Consider the following 19,933-nt stretch of genomic DNA (forward strand, 5'->3'; position numbering starts at 1 on the left):
CCCCCCGTGCCCTTGCGCCGATGAGAGACAGCGGCTAGTCGCGGACGGAGGGGCAAGTAAAGAGGGCTTCCCGTGGCGCATATCATCGTGGTGGGCAACGAGAAGGGCGGCTCGGGCAAATCCACGACCTGCATGCATGTGGCGACCGCGCTTGTGCGGCTCGGCTTCCGCGTGGGCGCGCTCGACCTTGATCTGCGCCAGCGTAGCTTCGGCCGCTACGTCGAGAACCGGCAGGCCTTTGCAGCCAGCTCCGGGCTTGCCCTGCCGATGCCCGACTACCGGCTCCTGCCCGACGTCGAGGAGGGCGAGGTGCCCGAGGGAGAGAACCCGCTCGACGTGCGGCTTGCCAAGGGCATGGCCGATCTCGGCCCGGTCTCGGACTTCATCCTGATCGACTGCCCCGGCTCGCACACGCGGCTGAGCCAGGTGGCCCACTCGCTCGCGGACACGCTGGTGACCCCGCTGAACGACAGTTTCGTCGATTTCGACCTGCTCGCCCGCCTTGATCCCGAGAGCGGCAAGGTCAAGGGGCCCTCGATCTACGCCGAGATGGTCTGGAGCGCGCGGCAGTTCCGCGCGCAGGCCGGGCTCAAGCCGATCGACTGGATCGTGCTGCGCAACCGCCTCGGGGCCCAGCAGATGCACAACAAGAAGAAGGTTGGCGCCGCACTCGAGGATCTGTCGCGCCGGATCGGCTTCCGCGTCGCGGCGGGCTTTTCCGAGCGGGTGATCTTCCGCGAGCTTTTTCCGCGCGGCCTGACGCTTCTCGACCTCCGCGACACCGGGGTGGAGCAGCTCAGCCTCTCGAACGTCGCGGCGCGGCAGGAGGTGCGCGACCTGCTGATCGAACTGAAGTTGCCCGGTGTGAAGCCCGACTTCTGAATGGCTCAGGGCAGGGGGGCGTCCGGGGGCTCGTGGCGCTCGTCCAGTTCGCGCGCCAGAAACCGCTCGAACGCGTCGAGGTTCACCGGCTCGAACTGGCCAAAGCCCTGCATCCAGACGGAGGCCGCCTTGAGCGCGTCGGGTTCCAGCTTGCACCATTTGACCCGACCGCGCTTTTCCTGCGTGATGAGGCCCGCCTCGGCCAGCACCTGAAGATGTTTCGAGATGGCGGCGAGCGACATGTCGAACGGGTGCGCGACGTCGGTCACGGCCATGTCGTCCTCGAGCAGCATGGTCAGGATGGCCCGCCGCGTCGGGTCGGCCAGGGCCGAGAAGATGATGTCGAGCGCGCCGGTCATGGCCTTGGTGTGACGCGCCGCCGCGGCATCGTCAACCTCGAGGTTGAATGTGGGCGGGGTGTCCGTTAGCGCCCAAACCGCCGCCCGTGCGCGATCGGGATGTTGGGAAAATCTTTGAGTTTCAATGGGAAGGCGTTGGGAAATGGCGGCTTGACTCGGTGCCGACCCCTGCTTAGGAAGGCCGGGACTGTTGAAGGGACGCTCAGGATGGCGGAAGAGCCCGATCCCGACCGGCTGCGGGCGCTGGAAGAGCGGATCGCGAAGGCGAGCACGGGCCGCAGGAACGGGCGTTCGACGGCAGGCAAGGGATTTTCGCAGGGTGAAGTTGCCTGGCGGATGGTGATCGAACTGGTTTCCGGCATGGTGCTGGGTCTGGCGATCGGCTACGGGCTGGACTGGATGTTCGGCACGATGCCCATCTTCCTGATGATCTTCGCCCTGCTGGGGTTCGTCGCCGGGGTGAAGACAATGCTGCGGACCGCGCAGCAGCTTCAGGTGTCGGATCGGGACAGGACGGCAGACACGTCTGCAAGAGGGGATTGACGCGTGGAAACGGAAGTCGAGCACACCGGGTTGGCCATTCACCCGATGGACCAGTTCATCGTGAGGAAGCTCTTCTGCCACACGGAGAGCACCTCGCCGATGAACGAGTGCACCACCAACATCCACTGGTATGACATCACCAATGTCACCATGTGGATGGCGATCGCGGTGCTGGTGATCGCGGCGATCCTCGTGCTCGGCACCCGGCGGCGGGCGATCGTGCCCTCGCGCAGCCAGTCGGTCGCGGAACTGCTCTATGGCTTCATCCACAACATGGTCGAGGAAGTGACCGGCCACGAGGGGGTGAAATACTTCCCCTATGTGATGACGCTGTTCCTCTTCGTACTCTGCGGGAACGTGCTGGGCCTGCTGCCCCTCTCCTTCACCACCACGAGCCACATGGCCGTGACCGTGCCACTCGCGCTCATGGTCTTCGTCGGCGTGACCGCGCTCGGCTTCATGAAGAACGGCCCCGGCTTTCTCAAGATGTTCTGGGTGACCTCGGCGCCGCTGGCCATCCGTCCGGTCCTGGCCGTGATCGAGGTGATCTCCTACTTCGTGCGCCCCGTCAGCCACTCGATCCGACTTGCCGGCAACATGATGGCCGGCCACGCGGTGATCAAGGTGATCGCGGGCTTTGCCTCGATCGCGGTGGTCTCGCCGGTTGTCGTCGGCGCCGTGACCGCGATCTATGCGCTCGAGTTGCTGGTCGCCGTCGTGCAGGCCTACGTCTTCACCATCCTGACCTGCGTCTATCTTCGTGACGCGGTGGGCGACGCCCACCACTGAGGTCGGACCCGAAAACCCTCAATTGACCATTCCACCAAGGAGCTGAATGCTATGGAAGGCGATATCGCAGAAATGGGCAAATTCATCGGCGCGGGCCTGGCCACCATCGGCCTCGGCGGTGCTGGTATCGGCGTGGGCCACGTCGCTGGCAACTTCCTCGCCGGCGCCCTCCGCAACCCGTCGGCCGCTCCGGGCCAGATGGCGAACCTCTTCGTCGGCATCGCCTTCGCGGAAGCCCTCGGCATCTTCTCGTTCCTGATCGCGCTCCTGCTGATGTTCGCCGTCTGATGACGGCGAACCCGGCCGGGCGGGCCTCGCGCCCCTCCGGCCGGAGCATCGGGGCTGCAGGAGAACGAGATGGAAACCGAAGTGCATGAAGCGGCGGGTGCGGCCGGCCACGCTGGGCAAGCCGTTGGCATGCCGCAGCTCAACTTCGACTACTGGCCGAACCAGATCTTCTGGCTTCTGGTCACACTGGTCGCGATCTACTTCCTGCTGACGCGGGTGGCTCTGCCCCGGATCGGGGCCGTTCTCGCCGAACGTCGTGGCACGATCACCAACGATCTGGCCGCGGCCGAAGAGCTGAAGCAGAAGGCCGTTCTGGCCGAAAAAGCCTATAACGAGGCGCTGGCGAAGGCCCGTGCCGAAGCTCAGGCCATCATTGCCGAGACCCGGGCGGCCATCCAGGCCGAACTGGCCGAGGCCACGGCGAAGGCCGATGCCGAAATTTCCGCGAAATCGGCCGAGTCCGAGTCTCGCATTTCCGAGATCCGCGCGGGCGCGCTGCAAAGCGTGACCGAGGTGGCGAAGGATACGGCCGAGGCGCTTGTTGCGGCTCTGGGCGGCAAGTCCGACGCGGCCAGTGTCGATGCGGCCGTCTCGGCCCGGATGAAGGGGTGAGCGGGATGAAGAAGCTCTCGATCCTCGCGGCGCTTGCCGCTTCGCCGGCGATGGCGGCCACGGGGCCGTTCTTCTCGCTGTCGAACACGAACTTCATCGTGACGCTCGCCTTCCTCATCTTCATGGGGATCCTGGTCTATGCCAGGGTGCCGGGCCGCATCCTCGGGATGCTGGACAGGCGCGCCCTGCAGATCCGCAGCGAGCTGGAAGAGGCCCGCGCCCTGCGTGAGGAAGCGCGGACCATCCTCGCCTCCTACGACCGCAAGCAGAAGGAAGTGCAGGAGCAGGCGGCCCGTATCGTCGCTTCGGCGCGCGATGAGGCGCAGGCCGCGGCCGAGCAGGCCAAGGCCGACCTCAAGGCCTCGATCGCCCGGCGTCTTGCCGCGGCCGAGGACCAGATCGCTTCGGCGGAGGCCGGTGCGGTGCGGGCGATCCGCGAGCAGGCGATCTCGGTCGCCGTGGCCGCGGCGTCGGACGTGCTGGCCCGCCAGATGACGCCGGCGGCGACCTCGGCCTCGATCGACGAGTCGATCAAGGAAGTGGAAGCCCGCTTCCACTGAGCGGCTGACAGATCAAAGGCAAGGCCCGGTCCGCGAGGACCGGGCCTTTGTCATGTGCCGGTCTCATCCCGTATGCGACGCCCTTGGCCTGCCTGCGAGGGGCGTCCGCGCTAGCGGTTCTTCTCGTGCTCGAGCCGCTGCCGGGCCACCGCCTCGTGCCGGTCGGCGCGGAGCCCTTCGGTCACGGCCTTCTCGACATAGCCGAGGTGCAGTTCCACCGCCGCCCGCGCCTCTTGCGGATCGCGCGCCTGGAGGGCCGCGTTGATGCGCCGGTGCTGGTCGAGCAGCGACTCGCGCGTCGTGCGCTGCCGGAACATCATCTGGCGATTGTAGAACACCCCGCTCCGCAGCAGGTCGAACATCGAGCGCATCATGTGCAGCATGACGACATTGTGGCTCGCCTCGATGATGGCCATGTGGAACTGCGCATCGAGCGCCGCCTCGTCCGAGGGATCGCGCTTCAGATGCGCGGCCTCCATCTTGCGGAAGATCGTGTCGATCACCTGCAGGTCGGTGTCGGAGGCCCGGCTCGCCGCGCGCTCGGCCGAGAGGCTCTCGAGATCGCGGCGAAAGTCGATATAGTCGAACACGGCCTCTTCATGGCTGGCGAACAGCTCGACCAGCGCGGGGGCGAAGGCCGATCCCAGCACCTCGGCGACGAAGATGCCCGAGCCGGGGCGACTGACCAGCAGCCCCCGCTCCTGCAGTTCGGCGATCGCGTCGCGCAGGGAGGGGCGCGAGACGCCCAGCCGCTCGGAGAGATCCCGCTCCGAGGGCAGCCGCTCTCCGGGCCGGAGAATGCCGCGCAGGATAAGAAGCTCGATCTGTCGCATCACGCTCTGCGACAGCTTTTCGGACTGGATCTTCTGGAATGGCATCAAAGCTCCCCTCGAACCGGTCTGAATCTATGACCGCAGGGGCAGAAGCTCAACGGGAAAGGCGTCCCCAGAAGGGGGGCGGGCCCGAAGGCCCGCCGTCCGTCAGTTGGTCGGGCGGATGATGATGTCCACGCGCCGGTTCTGGGCGCGGCCCTCGGGCGTCAGGTTCGAGGCGATGGGCTGATCCTCGCCGCGGCCGAGGGCTGCGACCCGGTAGGAGGGCACGCCGTTGCCGATCAGGACGCCCGCGACGGACTGGGCCCGGCGCATGGACAGGTCCTGGTTGTAGGCCGCCGAGCCGGTGCTGTCGGTGTGGCCCACCACCATGATCGTGGAGTTCGGGTAGCGCAGCAGGTTCTGCGCCACCGCGCCGAGATCGCGCTGCAGGTCGGGCCGGAGGTTCGCGCTGTCGGTGGCGAAGAGGATGTCCTGCGGCATGGTCACGACCAGCTCCGAGCCGGTGTTGGTCACGCTCACCTGGTTGTTGCCGATCGAGTTGCGCAGGTCCGCGGCCTGACGGTCGAGCGCCGAGCCCACGGCGCCGCCCAGGATGCCGCCCACTGTCGCGCCGACCACGGCCTTCTCGAGCTTGTTGTCGCTGGCCGAGGCCCCGACGAGGCCACCGAGGATCGCCCCGGTGGCGATGCCGGCCGACGCGCGGGGGTTCTCACGGGTGTAGCTGCCGGGCGCGCCCATGCCGGGATTGCCGCCGCTGGCGTAGGGGTCGCAGCCGGCCAGAAGCACGACGCCGGCCGTCATCAGCACAAAGGGGGATTTCACGATCTTCATTGCCGCCTCACGATTTGTCCTTGGCTCCCGGAGATGGGTGCGCCCCTGCATATCGCACAAGCGACAGGCGAGGGAGAGGGTTCCCTGCGGCAGCATGGCGAAAAGCTGCCGAGATCACGCGATTGCGTCCGCCCGCGCGGCTTCCCAGGCCAGCATGGCGCGTTTGACCGGCAGGCCCCAGTGATAGCCGCCCAGAGCCCCGGACTTGCGCAGGGCGCGGTGGCACGGAATGAGGAACGAGACAGGATTGCGCCCCACGGCCGTGCCGACAGCGCGCACCGCGGCCGGATGGCCGATGGCCTGGGCGATCTCGGAATAGGTCGTGACATGGCCCGAGGGGATGCGCAGCAACGCCTCCCAGACCTTGATCCGGAACGGCGCCCCGATCAGGTGCAGGTCGGCCGCCCCGCCCGCAAGGGCCGCCTCGGCCATGGGCGCCACCTCCGCGGGGGCCTCGACGAACCGCGCCGCGGGCCAGCGGCCGGTGAGGTCGGCCATGGCGGCCTCGCGGCCCGTCTCGGCGCAGAAGGCGAGGCCGCAGATGCCGCGGGGCGTGGCCATGACCAGTGCCTCGCCGAAGGGGGAGGGAAAGACGCCCCAGCGGATCTCGAGGCCCGCGCCGGCGCGGGCGAAGTCGCCCGGGCTCATCGCCTCCCAGCGCAGGAACAGGTCATGGAGCCGGCCCGCCCCGGACAGGCCCGTGGCCAGGGCCGTGTCGAGCACGGTAAACCGCTCGGCCAGAAGCCGGCGCGCATGGTCCAGCGTCAGATACTGCTGGTAGCGTTTGGGCGACACGCCGACCCATTGCGAGAAGATGCGCTGGAAATGCGCCGGGCTGAGGCCGATCCGGCCCGCCAGATCCTCGAGCGAGAGGCCGGGGCCGCCCGCGTCGATCTCGGCGAGCGCGCGGGCGATGACGGCGTAATGATAGGCGGGGCGCTCGGGGGCGAGGCTGTCGGTCATGGCGGCTCCTCGGATCTGCTGTGCCGACCCTAGCGGCCGCGACGGGCCGCCGCGACCCGAAACCTGCGGCTTCGCTTGCCCCGCCCCGCGGCCTCGGGCATAGGTTGCGGCAATGGCGCGCCAACTCGATTACAGCACGATCCACGAGATCTTCACCCGCCTCCATGCGCTGGAGCCGGAGCCGAAGGGCGAGCTTGAACATGTGAACGCCTACACGCTGCTCGTGGCTGTGGCGCTGTCGGCGCAGGCGACGGATGCCGGGGTGAACAAGGCCACGCGCGCGCTCTTTGCCCGGGTGACGACGCCTGCCCAGATGCTGGAGCTGGGCGAGGAGGGGCTGACCGAGCATATCCGCACCATCGGCCTCTACCGCAACAAGGCCAGGAATGTCATCGCGCTGAGCCACCTGCTGGTCGATCACTACGACGGCGAGGTGCCCGCGTCGCGGGCTGCGCTGCAATCGCTGCCGGGGGTGGGGCGGAAGACGGCGAATGTGGTGCTGAACATGTGGTTCCACCAGCCGGCGATGGCGGTGGATACGCACATCTTCCGCGTGGCCAACCGCACCGGCATCGCCCCCGGCCGCGATGTCGAGGCGGTCGAGCGTGCGCTCGAGGATCATGTGCCCGCACCCTTCGCGCTTCACGCGCACCACTGGCTCATCCTGCACGGCCGCTACATCTGCGTCGCGCGCAAACCGAAATGCGGCATCTGCCCGATCCGCGATCTCTGCCCTTACGAGGAAAAGACGGCATGAAACAGTTCCAGATCGTTGGTATCGGCAATGCGATGGTCGATGTGCTCGCCCATTGCGACGAGGACTTTCTTGCGGCCAATGGCATCGGCAAGGGGATCATGCAGCTCATCGACATGGGGCGCGCGGTGGACCTTTACGGCCGGATCGGGCCCGCGCAGGAGATCTCGGGCGGGTCGGCCGCGAACACGATTGCGGGCGTGGCCCAGCTTGGCGGGCGCACGGCCTATGTCGGCAAGGTCTGCGATGACCAGCTTGGCGCGATCTTCGCCCACGATCTGCGCGCCCAGGGCGCGGTCTATGAGACGCCGCTTGCGCCGAAGGCGTCCGAGCAGGAGACCGGCCGCTGCATCGTGCTGGTGACGCCGGACGGCGAACGGTCGATGAACACCTATCTCGGCTGGTCGGAGTTCCTGACGCCGTCGGACATCGACGCGGCACAGATGGCCTCGACCGAATGGATCTACCTCGAGGGTTACCGCTTTGACGGGCCGGACAGCCATGCGGCCTTCGCCAAGGCCATCGCCGCCTGCCGGGGCGCGGGAGGGCGGGTGTCGCTGACCCTGTCAGACCCGTTCTGCGTCGAGCGTCACCGCGACGCCTTTCGCCGGATGATCCGCGAGGATGTGGACCTGCTGTTCGCCAACAGGGCCGAGATCCTGTCGATGTATCAGACTGACGATTTCGGCGCCGCGCTGAAGGCCGCCGCCGCCGAGGTGGCAATCGTCGCCTGCACCGAGAGCGAGAAGGGCGCCCATATCCTCGCCGATGGCCAGGACTGGCATGTGCCGGCCATTCCCACCCGGATCGTGGATGCGACCGGGGCGGGCGATCTGTTTGCGGGCGCGTTCCTCTGGGGGCTGGTGAACGGTCATGGCCACGAGACGGCGGGCCGCATGGGCTGCATCGCGGCGTCCGAGGTCATCTCGCACATCGGCGCACGGCCGGAGGCGGACCTGCGCGCGCTGTTCCGCACGCACGGGGCGCTCTGAACGGCGTCACCGGCAGGGGCGGAGGCGCGCGCCTCAGGCCCCGCCGGGGCCATCGGCGCGCGCCGCTGCCGCGGACGGGGCAAAGTGCGTCTCCCGGTCGGGCATGGGCCTGAGTCGGGTCGATCCCGCCTTTTGGCTGATCGTGGCGCTGGCATCGCGGCCGGTTGCGGTGTGGGTTCTGGGGGCGACTCCTCGGGCTTCGGAACAGGGCGTGGCTGCAGGGCAGGCGACGGTTTCGCAATTGGCGCCGTCCGGCTGGACGAGGGCGCGGCCAATGAACACGCGCCCCCTTGCGGAGTTCCTCGCGATCTCGGAGGCTCTGGCGCAGGAAACCGTTGCCACCGACTACCTGTTCCTGGATTGAAACATGCCCCATCACTACGACCCCCAGAACATCTTCGCGCGCATCCTGCGTGGCGAGATTCCGAACGACACGGTTCTTGAAACCGAACATACGCTCGCGTTCCGCGATATCCGGCCCCAGACGCCGCAGCATGTGCTGGTGATTCCCAAGGGCGCCTATGTCTGCTTCGACCATTTCGCCTCCGAAGCCAGCGCCGATGAGATCGTGGACTTCCACCGCACGGCGGCGCAGGTCTGCGCCATGCTCGGGATCAGCCCCGCCGATGGCGGCAACGGATTCCGCACGGTCTCGAATGCCGGTCTCGATGCCGTTCAGGAGGTGCCGCACTATCACATGCACATCCTCGCCGGCCGCCCGCTTGGCCCGATGCTGTCACGCCGCGACTGATGCTGCGCTTGGGGGGCGGCAGCTTCGGCCCCCCAAGGCCCAGTGCGCCGCGGCTCAGTGCTCCGAGATTCAGTGCGCCGCGGCCCAGTTCGGTCCGCGGCCCGCATCCACCGTCAGCGGAACGGTGAGCTTGACGGCCGGCTCGGCCGCGCTTTCCATGACCTCGCGCACGCGCTCGATCACCGCATCCACCGCCTCTTCCTCCACCTCGAACAGCAGTTCGTCATGGACCTGCAGCAACATGGTGGCGGGCATCCCCGCGATGGCCCTGGGCATTCGGATCATCGCCCGGCGGATCACGTCGGCTGCGGTGCCCTGAATGGGCGCATTGATCGCGGCGCGCCGGGCAAAGCCTGCGCCCGGCCCCTTGGCATTGATCTCGGGCGTGTGGATCTTGCGACCGAACAGGGTTTCCACATGGCCGTTCGCCTTCGCGAAGGCGATCGTCTCGTCCATGTAGGCGCGGATGCCGGGGAAGCGCTCGAAATAGCGGTCGATGAAGCCCTGGGCATCGGCGCGCGGGATGCGCAGGTTCCGCGCGAGGCCGAAGCCCGAGATGCCATAGATCACGCCGAAGTTGATCGCCTTGGCCTGGCGGCGCACCATCGGGTCCATGCCCTCGAGCGGCACGTTGAACATCTCGGAGGCGGTCATGGCGTGGATGTCGTGGCCCTCGCGGAAGGCCTGCTTCAGCGCGGGGATGTCGGCGATATGGGCAAGAATCCGCAGCTCGATCTGGGAATAGTCGAGGCTGACCAGCAGTTTGCCTTTCGGCGCGACGAAGGCCTCGCGGATGCGGCGGCCTTCCTCGGTGCGGACGGGGATGTTCTGCAGGTTCGGATCGGTCGAGGCGAGGCGGCCGGTGTTCGCCCCCGCAATGGAATAGGAGGTGTGGACGCGCCCCGTGTCGGGGTGGATGTGCTCCTGCAGCGCGTCGGTATAGGTCGATTTCAGCTTGGAGAGCTGGCGCCAGTCGAGCACCCGCGCCGGCAGGTCGTGCCCCTCGGCGGCCAGATCCTCGAGCACGTCGGCGCCGGTGCCCCAGGCGCCGTTCTTGCCGCGGGTGCCGCCCGGCAGGCCCATCTTCTCGAACAGGATCTCGCCCAGTTGCTTGGGGCTGCCCACGTTGAACGGGCCGCCCGCCAGCTGGTGGATCTCGGCCTCGAGCCCGGCCATCTTCTGCGCGAAGGCGTTGGACATGCGTGAGAGCGTATCGCGGTCAACCTGAACGCCCGCCATCTCCATCTCGGCCAGCACCGGGACAAGCGGGCGTTCCAGCGTCTCGTAGACCGTCGTCACCCGCGCGCGGTGGAGTTGCGGCTTGAACAGCCGCCACAGCCGCAGCGTCACATCGGCATCCTCGGCGGCGTAGCAGACCGCCTGATCCACCGGCACCCGGTCGAAGGTGATCTGGCTCTTGCCGGATCCCAGCAGCGTCTTGATCGCGATGGGCTTGTGGCCGAGGTAGGTGTCGCACAGCTCGTCCATGCCATGCCCGTGACGGCCCGCGTGCATGGCGTAGGACATCAGCATCGTGTCGTCGATCGGCGCCACCCGGATGCCGTGACGCGCGAAGATCTTGGCGTCATACTTCATGTTCTGGCCGATCTTGAGGATCGCCTCATCCTCCAGCACCGGCTTCAGCATCGAGAGCGCCAGATCGAGCGGGATCTGGTCGGCCACGAGATCCGAGCTGCCGAACAGATCCCCTCCGCCCGCGCGGTGGCCGAGCGGGATGTAGCAGGCCGAGCCCGCCTCGACGCAGAGCGAGATGCCCACCAGTTCGGCCCGCATCTCGTCAAGGCTGGTGGTCTCGGTGTCGATGGCGACATGGCCGCGCTCGCGGATGCGCGCGATCCAAGCGGCCAGCGCCTCGGCATCGCGCACGCAGGCGTAGGCCGCGGTGTCGAAGGGCAGCGCCGCCTCGACCTGCTCGACGATCTCGGGCACGCTCTCGTTCTGGACCACGAAGGCGGTGGGGGCAGGGGGCGGCTCGACCTTCAGGCTCGCGGCCACACGGGTCGTCAGCGTGCGGAACTCCATCCGGTTGAGGAAGCCCAGAAGATCGTCCGCCACCGGCAGGCGCACCTCAAGCTCGTCGAGCGTGACGTCGAGCGGCGTGTTGCAATCCAGTTCCACCAGCCGCTTCGAGATGCGGATCTGCTCGGCATTGTCCTCGATGGCGGCGCGGCGCTTGGGCTGCTTGATCTCGCCCGCCCGCGCGAGCAGGCCTTCGAGGTCGCCATATTCCTGGATCAGAAGCGCCGCGGTCTTGATCCCGATGCCCGGCGCGCCCGGCACGTTGTCCACGGAATCGCCCGCCAGCGCCTGCACGTCCACCACCCGCTCGGGCGGGACGCCGAACTTCTCGATCACCTCGTCGCGGCCGATGCGTTTGTTCTTCATCGGGTCGAGCATCTCGACCCCGTCACCCACCAGCTGCATCAGATCCTTGTCCGAGGACAGGATCGTGCAGGTGCCTCCCGCCTCCCGCGCGCGGCAGGCCAAGGCCGCGATGATGTCGTCGGCCTCGAAGCCCTCGGTCTCGATGCAGGGGATGTTGAAGGCCCGCGTCGCCTCGCGCGTCAGCGGAAACTGCGGGCGCAGATCCTCGGGCGGCTCGGGGCGCTGTGCCTTGTAGAGCGGGTAGATCTCGTTGCGGAAGGTCTTCGAGGAATGGTCGAAGATCACCGCGACATGGGTCGGCGCGTCGGGGCCCTTGTTGTTCTCGACATAGCGGAACAGCATGTTGCAGAAGCCCGCGACCGCGCCCACCGGCAGGCCGTCGGATTTCCGCGTCAGCGGCGGCAGCGCATGATAGGCGCGGAAGATGAAGGCCGACCCGTCGATGAGATGCAGATGGTGGCCCTTGCCGAACGTCATGGCGCCCTCCCCGGAATGAATCGGTTGCCCCGAGAAGGGCCCTTCGGTCACCTCGCCTGCGCGAAGCTTTCATGCACGAAGCGGCGGTCGCAATAGCCGCATTCGACGAAGCCGGTTTCGTGCGGGATCGTCAGCCAGACGCGCGGATGGCCGAGTGCACCCTCGCCTCCGTCGCAGGCGACCTTCCAGGTCGAAACGACGACTGTCTCGGGGGCGTCGATGGGCATGCGGGCGGGCTCCTTGGATTTGCGGCTGGCGGCGCATGATAGCGACCGGGGCCGCGCGGGCAAGGCCCCTCAGTGACGCACGAGGCGATCGACCGCCCGACGCGCCACCGGCGCCACCACAAGGACCGAGGGGAAGGCGATGCTCCAGGAGGTCAGCCAGGCCCCCAGCCATTGCAGCGCGAAGCCCGGCGGCAGGCCCACGGCCTTCAGCGTCGCCACCCCCGAGACGATGGCCGACATCAGGCCCGACAGGATGAAGCCGAACAGGACGGGCGCAAAGCGGGCGGGGATCATGCGGGCAGCTCGTCCGAGGGGATGATGGGGAAGAAGGCGCCGCCCGACCACAGGCCGAACCAGCCCTCGTGATGGACGCCGATCTCGACCAGCCGGTAGAAGGACTTGCGGTCGATCAGCGCCTCGAGCCCCGCGCGCACCATGACATAGGGCGAGGGCTCGCCATCCTCGGCCCGCGTGACGCGGATTGGATGGTCAGGGCCGGCCGTCACCTCGTCGCCGACCTGTGTGGTGAAGGTCACCGTCTGGTTGGGGCCTTCTCCGGTCGTCTCGAAATCCACGGCGACGAAGGGCGCGTCATCGACGGCGATCCCCACCTTCTCGACCGGGGTGACGAGGAAATACTTCCCGTCCTCGAGCTTCAGGATCGACGAGAAGAGCCGCACCATCTCGGGCCGGCCGATCGGCGTGCCCTGATAGAACCACGTCCCGTCCCGCGCGATGCGGATGTCGAGATCGCCGCAGAAGGGCGGATTCCACAGATGGACCGGCGCGGGCCCCTTCTTCGCGGCGGCCGCGGCCTGGGCCATCACGCCCTCGGCCGAAGGTTTCACGATCATTTGTGCCTTCCCGCTTTTTGCCATTTGTGCCGCACGTCATAGTTTGGTCAGATGCTCATATAACGCCCCCGGGAGAGTTGTCATGGCCGACGCCGCTGCACTGGTTGCCGAGATCGAAGCGCTTGAGGCGAAGCTGGCCGAGGCAAAGGCCAGCATTTCCCGCCGCTTCATCGGCCAGGAGCGGGTGGTGGAGCTTGTGCTGGGCGCGATGCTCTGCGGGGGCCATGCGCTGCTGGTGGGCCTGCCGGGGCTGGGCAAGACGCGGCTGGTGGACACGCTGTCCACGGTCATGGGGCTGAAGGGCAACCGCATCCAGTTCACGCCCGACCTGATGCCGGCCGACATTCTCGGATCGGAAGTGCTCGACATGGCCGCCGACGGCGCGCGCGCCTTCCGCTTCATCGAGGGGCCGATCTTCTGCCAGTTGCTGCTGGCCGACGAGATCAACCGCGCCAGCCCCCGCACCCAGTCGGCGCTTCTGCAGGCGATGCAGGAGCGCGAGGTGACGATTGCCGGCAAGCACCGCCCGCTCGGCCGGCCGTTCCATGTGCTCGCGACCCAGAACCCGATCGAGCAGGAGGGCACCTATCCCCTGCCCGAGGCGCAGCTTGACCGTTTCCTCGTGCAGGTCGACGTGGACTATCCCGACCGCGAGACCGAGCGCGAGATCCTGATCGCCACCACCGGCGCCGAGGATGCGCAGGTGCATCAGGTCTTTACCGGCGAAGAGCTGATCGCGGCGCAGGGCCTTCTGCGGCGGATGCCGGTGGGCGATGCGGTGGTCGAGGCGATCCTCGATCTGGTCCGCGCCTGCCGCCCCGGCGAGCCCGAGGGCGCGGGGCTGGCCGAGGTGCTCTCGTGGGGGCCGGGGCCGCGCGCGGCGCAGGCGCTGATGCTGACGGTGCGGGCGCGGGCGCTGCTCTCGGGGCGGCTGGCGCCCTCGGTCGAGGATGTGGCGGCGCTGGCCCGGCCTGTCCTCAGCCACCGGATGCAGCTGAACTTCGCGGCCCGGGCGCGCGGCGAAAGCCTTGCCGGCGTGATCGATCGCGTCGTCACGCGGCAGATGGGCGACGGCTCGGCCGACTGGGCGGCCCAGTGAGCGACATCCTCGCCCTCCGCCCGCGGGCCGAGGCTCTGGGGCAGGCCCTGCCGCCCCTTCTGGCCTCGGCCGAGCATCTCGCCGCGACCGTGATCCTTGGCGAGCACGGGCGGCGGCGGGCGGGCATGGGCGACGAGTTCTGGCAGTACCGCCCCGCCCACGAGGGGGACAGCGCCCGCATGATCGACTGGCGCCGCTCGGCCCGCTCGGACAGCCATTTCGTGCGCGAGCGTGAATGGCAGGCGGCGCAGACCGTGCTCTTCTGGGTCGACGGGTCGCGCTCGATGTCCTTCTCGGGCGACCGTGCGCGCGAGCCGAAATCCGACCGCGCCCGGCTGGTGGCGCTGGCGCTGGCCGTGCTGCTGCTGCGCGGTGGCGAGCGGGTGGGGCTGGCCGGCGAGATCGCGCGTCCCCGCTCGGGCCGGTCGCAGATCCTGCGTCTTGCCGACGCGCTGGCGGGCGAAGGCGCCTCGGACTACGGAAGACCCGACCTCTCGGGGCTCGTGGCGCACGGGCGGATGGTGTTCATCTCGGACTTCCTGGGCGACATGGAGGCCATCGAGCGCGCGATGGAGCGGGCGGCGGATCGTGACGTCCGCGGCGCGCTTCTGCAGGTCCTGGACCCCGCCGAAGAGGCCTTTCCCTTTGACGGGCGCACGATCTTCGAGTCGATGGGCGGCAGCCTGCGCCACGAGACGCTGCGCGCGGGCGACCTGCGCACCCGGTATCTCGAGCGGCTGGCGCAGCGCAAGGATCGTCTCGCGACGCTCGCCCGCGCCTCCGGCTGGCACTATCACTGCCACCACACCGGGCAGGGGGCGCTGCCCGCACTGCTCTGGCTTTATCGCGCGCTGGAGCGCACCTCCTGATGTGGATCCTGGGCCCCGTCGGTTTCACCGCGCCCTGGATCCTGCTGGGGCTCGTGCTGCTGCCGGTGCTGTGGCTGCTGCTGCGCGCCGTGCCGCCTGCGCCGATCCGGCGGCGCTTTCCGGGGGTGGCGCTGCTGCTCGGCCTCACCGACGACGAGACCGAGACCGACAAGACCCCCTGGTGGCTTCTCTTGCTGCGGATGCTTGCCGTGGCGGCGGCCATCGTGGCCTTCGCGGGCCCGGTCCTCAATCCGCAGGTGCGCGAGCCCGGAACGGGGCCGCTCCTGATCCTCATGGATGGCAGCTGGGCCGACGCGCGCGACTGGCCGCGGCGGATCGAACGCGCCTCGGCGCTGGTGGAAGAGGCTGGCCGCGACGGCCGCCCCGTGGCGGTGGTGCGTCTGACCGACCGGCCCGAGTCCCCCGCCTTCCAGAGCGCGGGCGCATGGGAGGGCCGGCTGGCGGCCCTGGCCCCGCATCCCTGGACACCCGACCTCAACCCCTGGGCCGAGGCGCTGCCCGAGGGCCGGTTCCAGAGCTTCTGGCTCTCGGACGGGCTGGATCATCCGGGGCGCGAGACGCTGCTGGCGGCGCTCGAGTCCCGCGGGCAGGTGACCCTGTTCCAGAGCCCGCGCCCTGTCCTCGCCCTGCGCCCCGCGGGATTTGCCGACGGGGCCGTGCAGCTGACGGCGCTGCGCGAACCGGCGGCCGACGCGGTGACGGTCGAGGTGCTGGCCCGCGGCCTCGACCCCGCCGGGATCGAGCGCGAGCTGGCCCGCGCCACGGTCGAGCTCGGTGCCGGTTCGGACGAGGCCGGTGCCGCGCTCTCGCTCCCGCCCGAGTTGCGCAACCGCATCTCGCGCTTCGAGATTGCGGGCGTGCGGTCGGCGGGCGCCGTCAGCCTGACCGACGACAGCCTCAAGCGGCGCAAGGTGGCGCTGATCGCGGGCCGCGCGGGGCGCGAGCAGCTGCAGCTTCTGTCGCCCACCCACTATCTGCGGCAGGCGCTGGAGCCGGTGGCCGACCTGATCGACGGCTCGCTCCAGGATGTGCTGCTGGCCAGCCCGGACGTGGTGGTGCTGGCCGATGTCGCGCGCCTCACGCAATCCGAGCAGGATGCCATCCTCGACTGGCTCGACAGCGGCGGGTTGCTGCTGCGCTTTGCCGGCCCGCAACTGGCCTCGTCGGACGTGAGCCGGATGGCCGAAGATCCCCTGCTGCCGGTGCGTCTGCGTGAGGGCGGCCGCACGGTCGGCGGCGCGATGAGCTGGGGCGAGCCCAAGACGCTGGCGCCCTTCCCCGAAGGCTCGCCCTTCCACGGCCTGCCGATCCCGCCCGAAGTGGCGGTCACGGCGCAGGTGCTGGCGCAACCCGATCCCGAGCTGGGCCAGCGCACCATCGCCTCGCTGGCCGATGGGACGCCCCTCGTGACGCGCAAGGCGGTGGGGCAGGGGCAGGTGGTGCTGGTCCATGTCACGGCCAATGCCGAATGGTCGAGCCTGCCGCTCTCGGGCCTTTTCGTGCAGATGCTCGAACGGCTGGCCGTCTCGACCCGCCCCACCGCGCCGGATGCGGCCGATCTGGCGGGGCAGGTCTGGGTGCCCGAGGTGGTGCTCGACGGGTTCGGCACGCCGCGCGACGCGGGCGAGGTGGCGGGCGTGCCGGGCGAGCGTCTCGCCGAGGGCACGCCGGGGCCCGCGCTGCCGCCCGGCCTCTATGCGGGCTCGGACCGGCGGGTGGCGCTGAACGCGGTCGGGCCCGAGACCGAGCTGGTGGCCGCGACCTGGCCCGACCGGATTCCCGTCGAGGGGCTCGAGGCGACCGAGGAACAGGCCCTGAAGGGCGCGTTCCTCGCCGGGGCGCTGGGGCTTCTGCTGATCGACGTGCTGGCGGCGCTGTTCGTCTCGGGCCGGCTCGGGTCGGGCGTGGGCGCGGTGCGGGGCGCGGCGCTGCTGGCCTGCCTCGCGCTCGGCGCGGGCGAGGCGCGGGCGCAGGCCGATTCCGATGCGCCCGACGACACGTTCGCCGTCGAGGCCACGGCCGAGGTTCACCTCGCCTTTGTCCAGACCGACGATGCGCAGGTGAACCGCGTGGCCGAGGCGGGCCTCCGCGGCCTCGGCCTGCGCTTGCGCGAACGCACCTCGGTCGAGCCCGGCGCGCCGATGGGTCTCGACATCGAGCGGGACGAGCTGGCCTTCTTCCCCTTTCTCTACTGGCCCGTGACGGCGAGTCAGCCCATGCCCTCGGCCGAGGCCTACAGCCGCCTTAATGCCTATCTGCGCACCGGCGGGATGATCCTCTTCGACACGCGCGACGCGGGCGTGGGCGGCGGCTCCACCCCCGAGGCGCGGCGTCTGCAGCAGCTGGCGGCCCCGCTCGACATTCCGCCGCTCGAGACCATCCCGCAGGATCATGTCCTGACCCGCACCTTCTACCTGCTGCAGGACTTCCCCGGCCGCTACCAGAACGCGCCCGTCTGGGTCGAGGCCGCGCCGCCCGATGCCCAGCAGGCTGAGGGGATGCCCTTCCGCAACCTCAACGACGGCGTGACGCCGGTGGTGATCGGCGGCAATGACTGGGCCTCGGCCTGGGCGGTGGACGAGCGCGGGATGGAGCTTCTGCCCGTGGGCCGCGGCTATGCGGGCGATCGGCAGCGCGAGATCGCCTGGCGCTTCGGGATCAACCTCGTGATGCATGTGCTGACGGGCAACTACAAGTCCGACCAGGTTCATGTGCCGGCGCTGCTGGAAAGGCTTGGCCAATGACCGGAAGCGTCGTCTTCGACCCGATCCTGCCCTGGGCCGTCATCTGGACCCTGGCCGCCCTCGGGGCCGTCATGGTGGCGCTCGCACTCTGGCGCAATCTCTCGGGCTGGTGGCTGCGCGGGCTGGCGCTCGGCGTGCTGCTGGTGGCCCTGGCCAATCCCGCGCTTCAGGAAGAGGATCGCGCGCCGCTCTCGGACATCGTGATCGCGGTGGTGGACGAAAGCGCAAGCCAGCGGATCGGCGACCGCGAGGCCCAGAGTGCGGCGGCGCTGGCGGCGGTCGAGGCCGAGATCCGGGCCCTGCCCGACACCGAACTGCACGTGGTGCGGGTGGGCGACGGCGAAGGCGACGAGGGTTCGCTCGTGATGACCGCCCTTGCCGAGGCGCTGGCCGAAGAGCCGCGGGCGCGCGTCGCGGGGGCCATCCTCATCACCGACGGGCAGGTGCATGACCTCGAGCTTGCGCCGCAGATGCCCGCGCCGCTCCATGTGCTGCTGACCGGCCACGAGGAGGACTGGGACCGCCGGCTGGTGATCCGCAACGCGCCGGCCTTCGCGATCCTGGGCGAGCCGGTCTCGCTCGTGCTGCGGATCGAGGATCAGGGGCGGGTGCCCGCCTCGGCCGGAACCTCGGCCGACCTCACCATCTCGATCGACGGAGGCGAGCCGCAGACGGTGCGCGTGCCGGTGGGCGAGGATCTGGAACTGCCCGTGACGCTGCCGCACGGGGGCATGAACGTCCTCCAGTTCCAGGTGGCGGCCTCGCCGGACGAGTTGACAGACCGCAACAATTCCGCGGTGGTCCAGATCAACGGGGTGCGCGACCGCCTTCGGGTGCTGCTCGTCTCGGGCGAGCCGCACGCGGGCGAGCGGGTCTGGCGCAACCTGCTGAAGTCGGACGCTTCGGTGGATCTGGTGCATTTCACCATCCTGCGCCCGCCCGAGAAGCAGGACGGCATCCCGGTCTCGGAGCTGTCGCTGATCGCCTTCCCCACCCGCGAGCTGTTCGTCGAGAAGATCGAGGAGTTCGACCTCATCATCTTCGACCGCTACCGGCTGCGGGGGATCCTGCCGACCTCCTACCTCGAGAATGTGCGCGACTATGTCCGCAAGGGGGGCACGGTCCTGGTGGCCGCGGGGCCCGAGTTCGGCTCGGCCGACAGTCTCTGGCGCTCGCCGCTGGCCGACGTGATGCCGGTGCAGGCCACCAGCCGCGTGACCGAGGGCGGCTTTCGCCCGACCCTGACCGACGTCGGCCGCAAGCATCCGGTGACGCAGGGCCTCGAGGCGCAGGCGCCCGAGGAGGGCTGGGGCCGCTGGTTCCGCCAGATCGAACTGTCGGCCACCTCGGGGCAGGTGGTGATGAATGGGGCGGGCGACCGGCCGCTCCTCGTGCTTGACCGTGTGGGCGAGGGCCGGATCGCCGTGCTCGCCTCGGATCAGATCTGGCTCTGGGGGCGGGGCTTCGAGGGGGGCGGGCCGCAGCTCGAGCTGTTGCGGCGGCTGGCCCACTGGATGATGAAGGAGCCCGATCTCGAGGAAGAGGCGCTGATCGCCGCGGCCGAGGGGGCGCGGATGACCATCACGCGCCGCACCATCGGTGAAGACCCGGGCGAGGTGACGATCACCGGCCCCGAGGGCACGGAGACGACGCTTTCCATGCAGGAGACGGCGCCCGGCCGCTGGAGCGTCGCATGGGACGCGCCCGAGATGGGGGTCTATCGGCTGGCCCAGGGCGAGGAGAGGGCGGTGATCGCCGTCGGCCCCTCGGCCCCGCGCGAGTTCGAGGAAACGATTGCCAGCGGCGACAGGCTCGCGCCGGTGATCGGGCCGACGAATGGCGGCACGCTCCGGCTTGAGGAGGGGGCGCCGGACATCCGCGCGGTCCGCGAGGGGCGGGTGGCGGCGGGCCGGGGCTGGATCGGGATCACCCCGCGCGGCGCCCATGTCACGCAGGATGTGCGGGTGGCGGCGCTGCTGCCGGGCTGGCTCTACCTGCTGCTCGCCGCGAGCCTGGCCCTTGGTGCCTGGCTGCGCGAGGGCCGCTTTGGCCGCAGGGCCTGACCGGGCGCCCTCG

The 19,933-nt window shown here is 69.3% G+C and carries 21 protein-coding genes; 13 read left to right on the forward strand and 8 right to left on the reverse strand.

The genetic code is table 11. The features are described 5' to 3' along the window. Nucleotides 1–72 precede the first annotated feature (72 nt). Nucleotides 73–882: a division plane positioning ATPase MipZ gene (locus FG154_RS08440; protein WP_145106533.1), complete on the forward strand. Its 810-nt coding sequence runs from the start codon at nt 73–75 to the stop codon at nt 880–882. Between the two features lie 5 nt (nt 883–887). Here FG154_RS08440 and FG154_RS08445 read toward each other — a convergent pair whose 3' ends face one another. Continuing rightward, nucleotides 888–1,241 (reverse strand): ArsR/SmtB family transcription factor, encoded by a 354-nt coding sequence (locus FG154_RS08445; protein ID WP_145106535.1) that lies wholly within the window; start codon nt 1,239–1,241, stop codon nt 888–890. Between the two features lie 207 nt (nt 1,242–1,448). Between FG154_RS08445 and FG154_RS08450 the strand changes: the two genes are divergently transcribed. From FG154_RS08450 to FG154_RS08470, 5 genes are all read left to right on the forward strand, one after another. Continuing rightward, on the forward strand, nt 1,449–1,784 hold the full coding sequence (locus tag FG154_RS08450; protein WP_145106537.1) for an AtpZ/AtpI family protein: 336 nt from the start codon (nt 1,449–1,451) through the stop codon (nt 1,782–1,784). Nucleotides 1,785–1,787: 3 nt separating this feature from the next. Then, the gene (locus FG154_RS08455; RefSeq protein WP_145106539.1) at nt 1,788–2,573 is read left to right on the forward strand and encodes a F0F1 ATP synthase subunit A; all 786 of its coding nucleotides are present in this window, start codon (nt 1,788–1,790) and stop codon (nt 2,571–2,573) included. A 51-nt stretch (nt 2,574–2,624) separates the two neighbouring features. Beyond that, nucleotides 2,625–2,861 (forward strand): F0F1 ATP synthase subunit C, encoded by a 237-nt coding sequence (locus FG154_RS08460; protein WP_002721372.1) that lies wholly within the window; start codon nt 2,625–2,627, stop codon nt 2,859–2,861. Nucleotides 2,862–2,930: 69 nt separating this feature from the next. Further along, nucleotides 2,931–3,473, forward strand: coding sequence for a F0F1 ATP synthase subunit B' (locus tag FG154_RS08465; RefSeq protein ID WP_145106541.1), 543 nt, complete (start codon nt 2,931–2,933; stop codon nt 3,471–3,473). Between the two features lie 5 nt (nt 3,474–3,478). Next, nucleotides 3,479–4,033 (forward strand): F0F1 ATP synthase subunit B, encoded by a 555-nt coding sequence (locus FG154_RS08470; RefSeq protein WP_145106671.1) that lies wholly within the window; start codon nt 3,479–3,481, stop codon nt 4,031–4,033. A gap of 110 nt (nt 4,034–4,143) precedes the next feature. On the opposite strand, the gene FG154_RS08475 is transcribed toward FG154_RS08470, so the two are convergent. The 3 genes from FG154_RS08475 to FG154_RS08485 all read right to left on the reverse strand — a co-directional run bounded on the left by FG154_RS08475 (nt 4,144) and on the right by FG154_RS08485 (nt 6,663). Beyond that, nucleotides 4,144–4,911 (reverse strand): FadR/GntR family transcriptional regulator, encoded by a 768-nt coding sequence (locus tag FG154_RS08475; protein ID WP_145106543.1) that lies wholly within the window; start codon nt 4,909–4,911, stop codon nt 4,144–4,146. 102 nt (nt 4,912–5,013) lie between these two features. Next, the gene (locus tag FG154_RS08480; protein ID WP_145106545.1) at nt 5,014–5,700 is read right to left on the reverse strand and encodes a YiaD family glycine zipper/OmpA-like lipoprotein; all 687 of its coding nucleotides are present in this window, start codon (nt 5,698–5,700) and stop codon (nt 5,014–5,016) included. A gap of 114 nt (nt 5,701–5,814) precedes the next feature. Beyond that, nucleotides 5,815–6,663 (reverse strand): methylated-DNA--[protein]-cysteine S-methyltransferase, encoded by an 849-nt coding sequence (locus FG154_RS08485; RefSeq protein WP_145106546.1) that lies wholly within the window; start codon nt 6,661–6,663, stop codon nt 5,815–5,817. A gap of 112 nt (nt 6,664–6,775) precedes the next feature. Between FG154_RS08485 and nth the strand changes: the two genes are divergently transcribed. The 3 genes from nth to FG154_RS08500 all read left to right on the forward strand — a co-directional run bounded on the left by nth (nt 6,776) and on the right by FG154_RS08500 (nt 9,160). Continuing rightward, a complete protein-coding gene (nth, locus tag FG154_RS08490) occupies nt 6,776–7,420 on the forward strand; it encodes an endonuclease III (protein ID WP_145106548.1) in 645 nt (214 codons plus the stop codon). Continuing rightward, nucleotides 7,417–8,409, forward strand: a complete 993-nt coding sequence (locus FG154_RS08495; protein WP_145106550.1) for an adenosine kinase — start codon at nt 7,417–7,419, stop codon at nt 8,407–8,409. Before nth ends, FG154_RS08495 begins: the two co-directional genes overlap by 4 nt. A gap of 367 nt (nt 8,410–8,776) precedes the next feature. Continuing rightward, nucleotides 8,777–9,160 (forward strand): HIT domain-containing protein, encoded by a 384-nt coding sequence (locus FG154_RS08500; protein ID WP_145106552.1) that lies wholly within the window; start codon nt 8,777–8,779, stop codon nt 9,158–9,160. 69 nt (nt 9,161–9,229) lie between these two features. On the opposite strand, the gene polA is transcribed toward FG154_RS08500, so the two are convergent. The 4 genes from polA to FG154_RS08520 form a co-directional block, all read right to left on the reverse strand. Next, nucleotides 9,230–12,043, reverse strand: a complete 2,814-nt coding sequence (gene polA, locus FG154_RS08505) for a DNA polymerase I (protein ID WP_145106554.1) — start codon at nt 12,041–12,043, stop codon at nt 9,230–9,232. Nucleotides 12,044–12,090: 47 nt separating this feature from the next. Beyond that, nucleotides 12,091–12,270, reverse strand: a complete 180-nt coding sequence (locus tag FG154_RS08510; protein WP_145106556.1) for a zinc-finger domain-containing protein — start codon at nt 12,268–12,270, stop codon at nt 12,091–12,093. Between the two features lie 69 nt (nt 12,271–12,339). After that, nucleotides 12,340–12,564: a DUF2798 domain-containing protein gene (locus FG154_RS08515; protein WP_145106558.1), complete on the reverse strand. Its 225-nt coding sequence runs from the start codon at nt 12,562–12,564 to the stop codon at nt 12,340–12,342. Beyond that, a complete protein-coding gene (locus FG154_RS08520) occupies nt 12,561–13,124 on the reverse strand; it encodes a DUF1285 domain-containing protein (protein WP_145106560.1) in 564 nt (187 codons plus the stop codon). The genes FG154_RS08515 and FG154_RS08520 overlap by 4 nt, the downstream gene beginning before the upstream one ends. A gap of 82 nt (nt 13,125–13,206) precedes the next feature. On the opposite strand from FG154_RS08520, the gene FG154_RS08525 reads away from it, so the two are divergent. Genes FG154_RS08525 through FG154_RS08540 form a run of 4 tightly spaced genes read left to right on the forward strand, consistent with a single transcriptional unit; the run spans nt 13,207 to nt 19,920 of the window. Then, nucleotides 13,207–14,223: an AAA family ATPase gene (locus FG154_RS08525; RefSeq protein ID WP_145106562.1), complete on the forward strand. Its 1,017-nt coding sequence runs from the start codon at nt 13,207–13,209 to the stop codon at nt 14,221–14,223. Next, the gene (locus FG154_RS08530; RefSeq protein ID WP_145106565.1) at nt 14,220–15,092 is read left to right on the forward strand and encodes a DUF58 domain-containing protein; all 873 of its coding nucleotides are present in this window, start codon (nt 14,220–14,222) and stop codon (nt 15,090–15,092) included. Before FG154_RS08525 ends, FG154_RS08530 begins: the two co-directional genes overlap by 4 nt. Further along, on the forward strand, nt 15,092–17,857 hold the full coding sequence (locus FG154_RS08535) for a DUF4159 domain-containing protein (protein ID WP_145106567.1): 2,766 nt from the start codon (nt 15,092–15,094) through the stop codon (nt 17,855–17,857). The genes FG154_RS08530 and FG154_RS08535 overlap by 1 nt, the downstream gene beginning before the upstream one ends. Continuing rightward, the gene (locus FG154_RS08540) at nt 17,854–19,920 is read left to right on the forward strand and encodes a DUF7408 domain-containing protein (protein WP_145106569.1); all 2,067 of its coding nucleotides are present in this window, start codon (nt 17,854–17,856) and stop codon (nt 19,918–19,920) included. The genes FG154_RS08535 and FG154_RS08540 overlap by 4 nt, the downstream gene beginning before the upstream one ends. Nucleotides 19,921–19,933 lie beyond the last annotated feature (13 nt).

It is taken from the genome of Cereibacter sediminicola (assembly GCF_007668225.1).
In the GTDB taxonomy this organism is placed as follows: Bacteria; Pseudomonadota; Alphaproteobacteria; order Rhodobacterales; family Rhodobacteraceae; genus Cereibacter_A; species Cereibacter_A azotoformans.

Bases quoted from the DNA above. Each gene is read 5' to 3' on its own strand.
- FG154_RS08445 (WP_145106535.1), bottom strand. From the start codon at position 1,241: ATGACCGGCGCGCTCGACATCATCTTCTCGGCCCTGGCCGACCCGACG.
- FG154_RS08450 (WP_145106537.1), top strand. From the start codon at position 1,449: ATGGCGGAAGAGCCCGATCCCGACCGGCTGCGGGCGCTGGAAGAGCGG.
- FG154_RS08460 (WP_002721372.1), top strand. From the start codon at position 2,625: ATGGAAGGCGATATCGCAGAAATGGGCAAATTCATCGGCGCGGGCCTG.
- FG154_RS08465 (WP_145106541.1), top strand. From the start codon at position 2,931: ATGGAAACCGAAGTGCATGAAGCGGCGGGTGCGGCCGGCCACGCTGGG.
- FG154_RS08470 (WP_145106671.1), top strand. From the start codon at position 3,479: ATGAAGAAGCTCTCGATCCTCGCGGCGCTTGCCGCTTCGCCGGCGATG.
- FG154_RS08475 (WP_145106543.1), bottom strand. From the start codon at position 4,911: ATGCCATTCCAGAAGATCCAGTCCGAAAAGCTGTCGCAGAGCGTGATG.
- FG154_RS08480 (WP_145106545.1), bottom strand. From the start codon at position 5,700: ATGAAGATCGTGAAATCCCCCTTTGTGCTGATGACGGCCGGCGTCGTG.
- FG154_RS08485 (WP_145106546.1), bottom strand. From the start codon at position 6,663: ATGACCGACAGCCTCGCCCCCGAGCGCCCCGCCTATCATTACGCCGTC.
- nth (WP_145106548.1), top strand. From the start codon at position 6,776: ATGGCGCGCCAACTCGATTACAGCACGATCCACGAGATCTTCACCCGC.
- FG154_RS08495 (WP_145106550.1), top strand. From the start codon at position 7,417: ATGAAACAGTTCCAGATCGTTGGTATCGGCAATGCGATGGTCGATGTG.
- FG154_RS08500 (WP_145106552.1), top strand. From the start codon at position 8,777: ATGCCCCATCACTACGACCCCCAGAACATCTTCGCGCGCATCCTGCGT.
- polA (WP_145106554.1), bottom strand. From the start codon at position 12,043: ATGACGTTCGGCAAGGGCCACCATCTGCATCTCATCGACGGGTCGGCC.
- FG154_RS08510 (WP_145106556.1), bottom strand. From the start codon at position 12,270: ATGCCCATCGACGCCCCCGAGACAGTCGTCGTTTCGACCTGGAAGGTC.
- FG154_RS08515 (WP_145106558.1), bottom strand. From the start codon at position 12,564: ATGATCCCCGCCCGCTTTGCGCCCGTCCTGTTCGGCTTCATCCTGTCG.
- FG154_RS08520 (WP_145106560.1), bottom strand. From the start codon at position 13,124: ATGATCGTGAAACCTTCGGCCGAGGGCGTGATGGCCCAGGCCGCGGCC.
- FG154_RS08525 (WP_145106562.1), top strand. From the start codon at position 13,207: ATGGCCGACGCCGCTGCACTGGTTGCCGAGATCGAAGCGCTTGAGGCG.
- FG154_RS08535 (WP_145106567.1), top strand. From the start codon at position 15,092: ATGTGGATCCTGGGCCCCGTCGGTTTCACCGCGCCCTGGATCCTGCTG.
- FG154_RS08540 (WP_145106569.1), top strand. From the start codon at position 17,854: ATGACCGGAAGCGTCGTCTTCGACCCGATCCTGCCCTGGGCCGTCATC.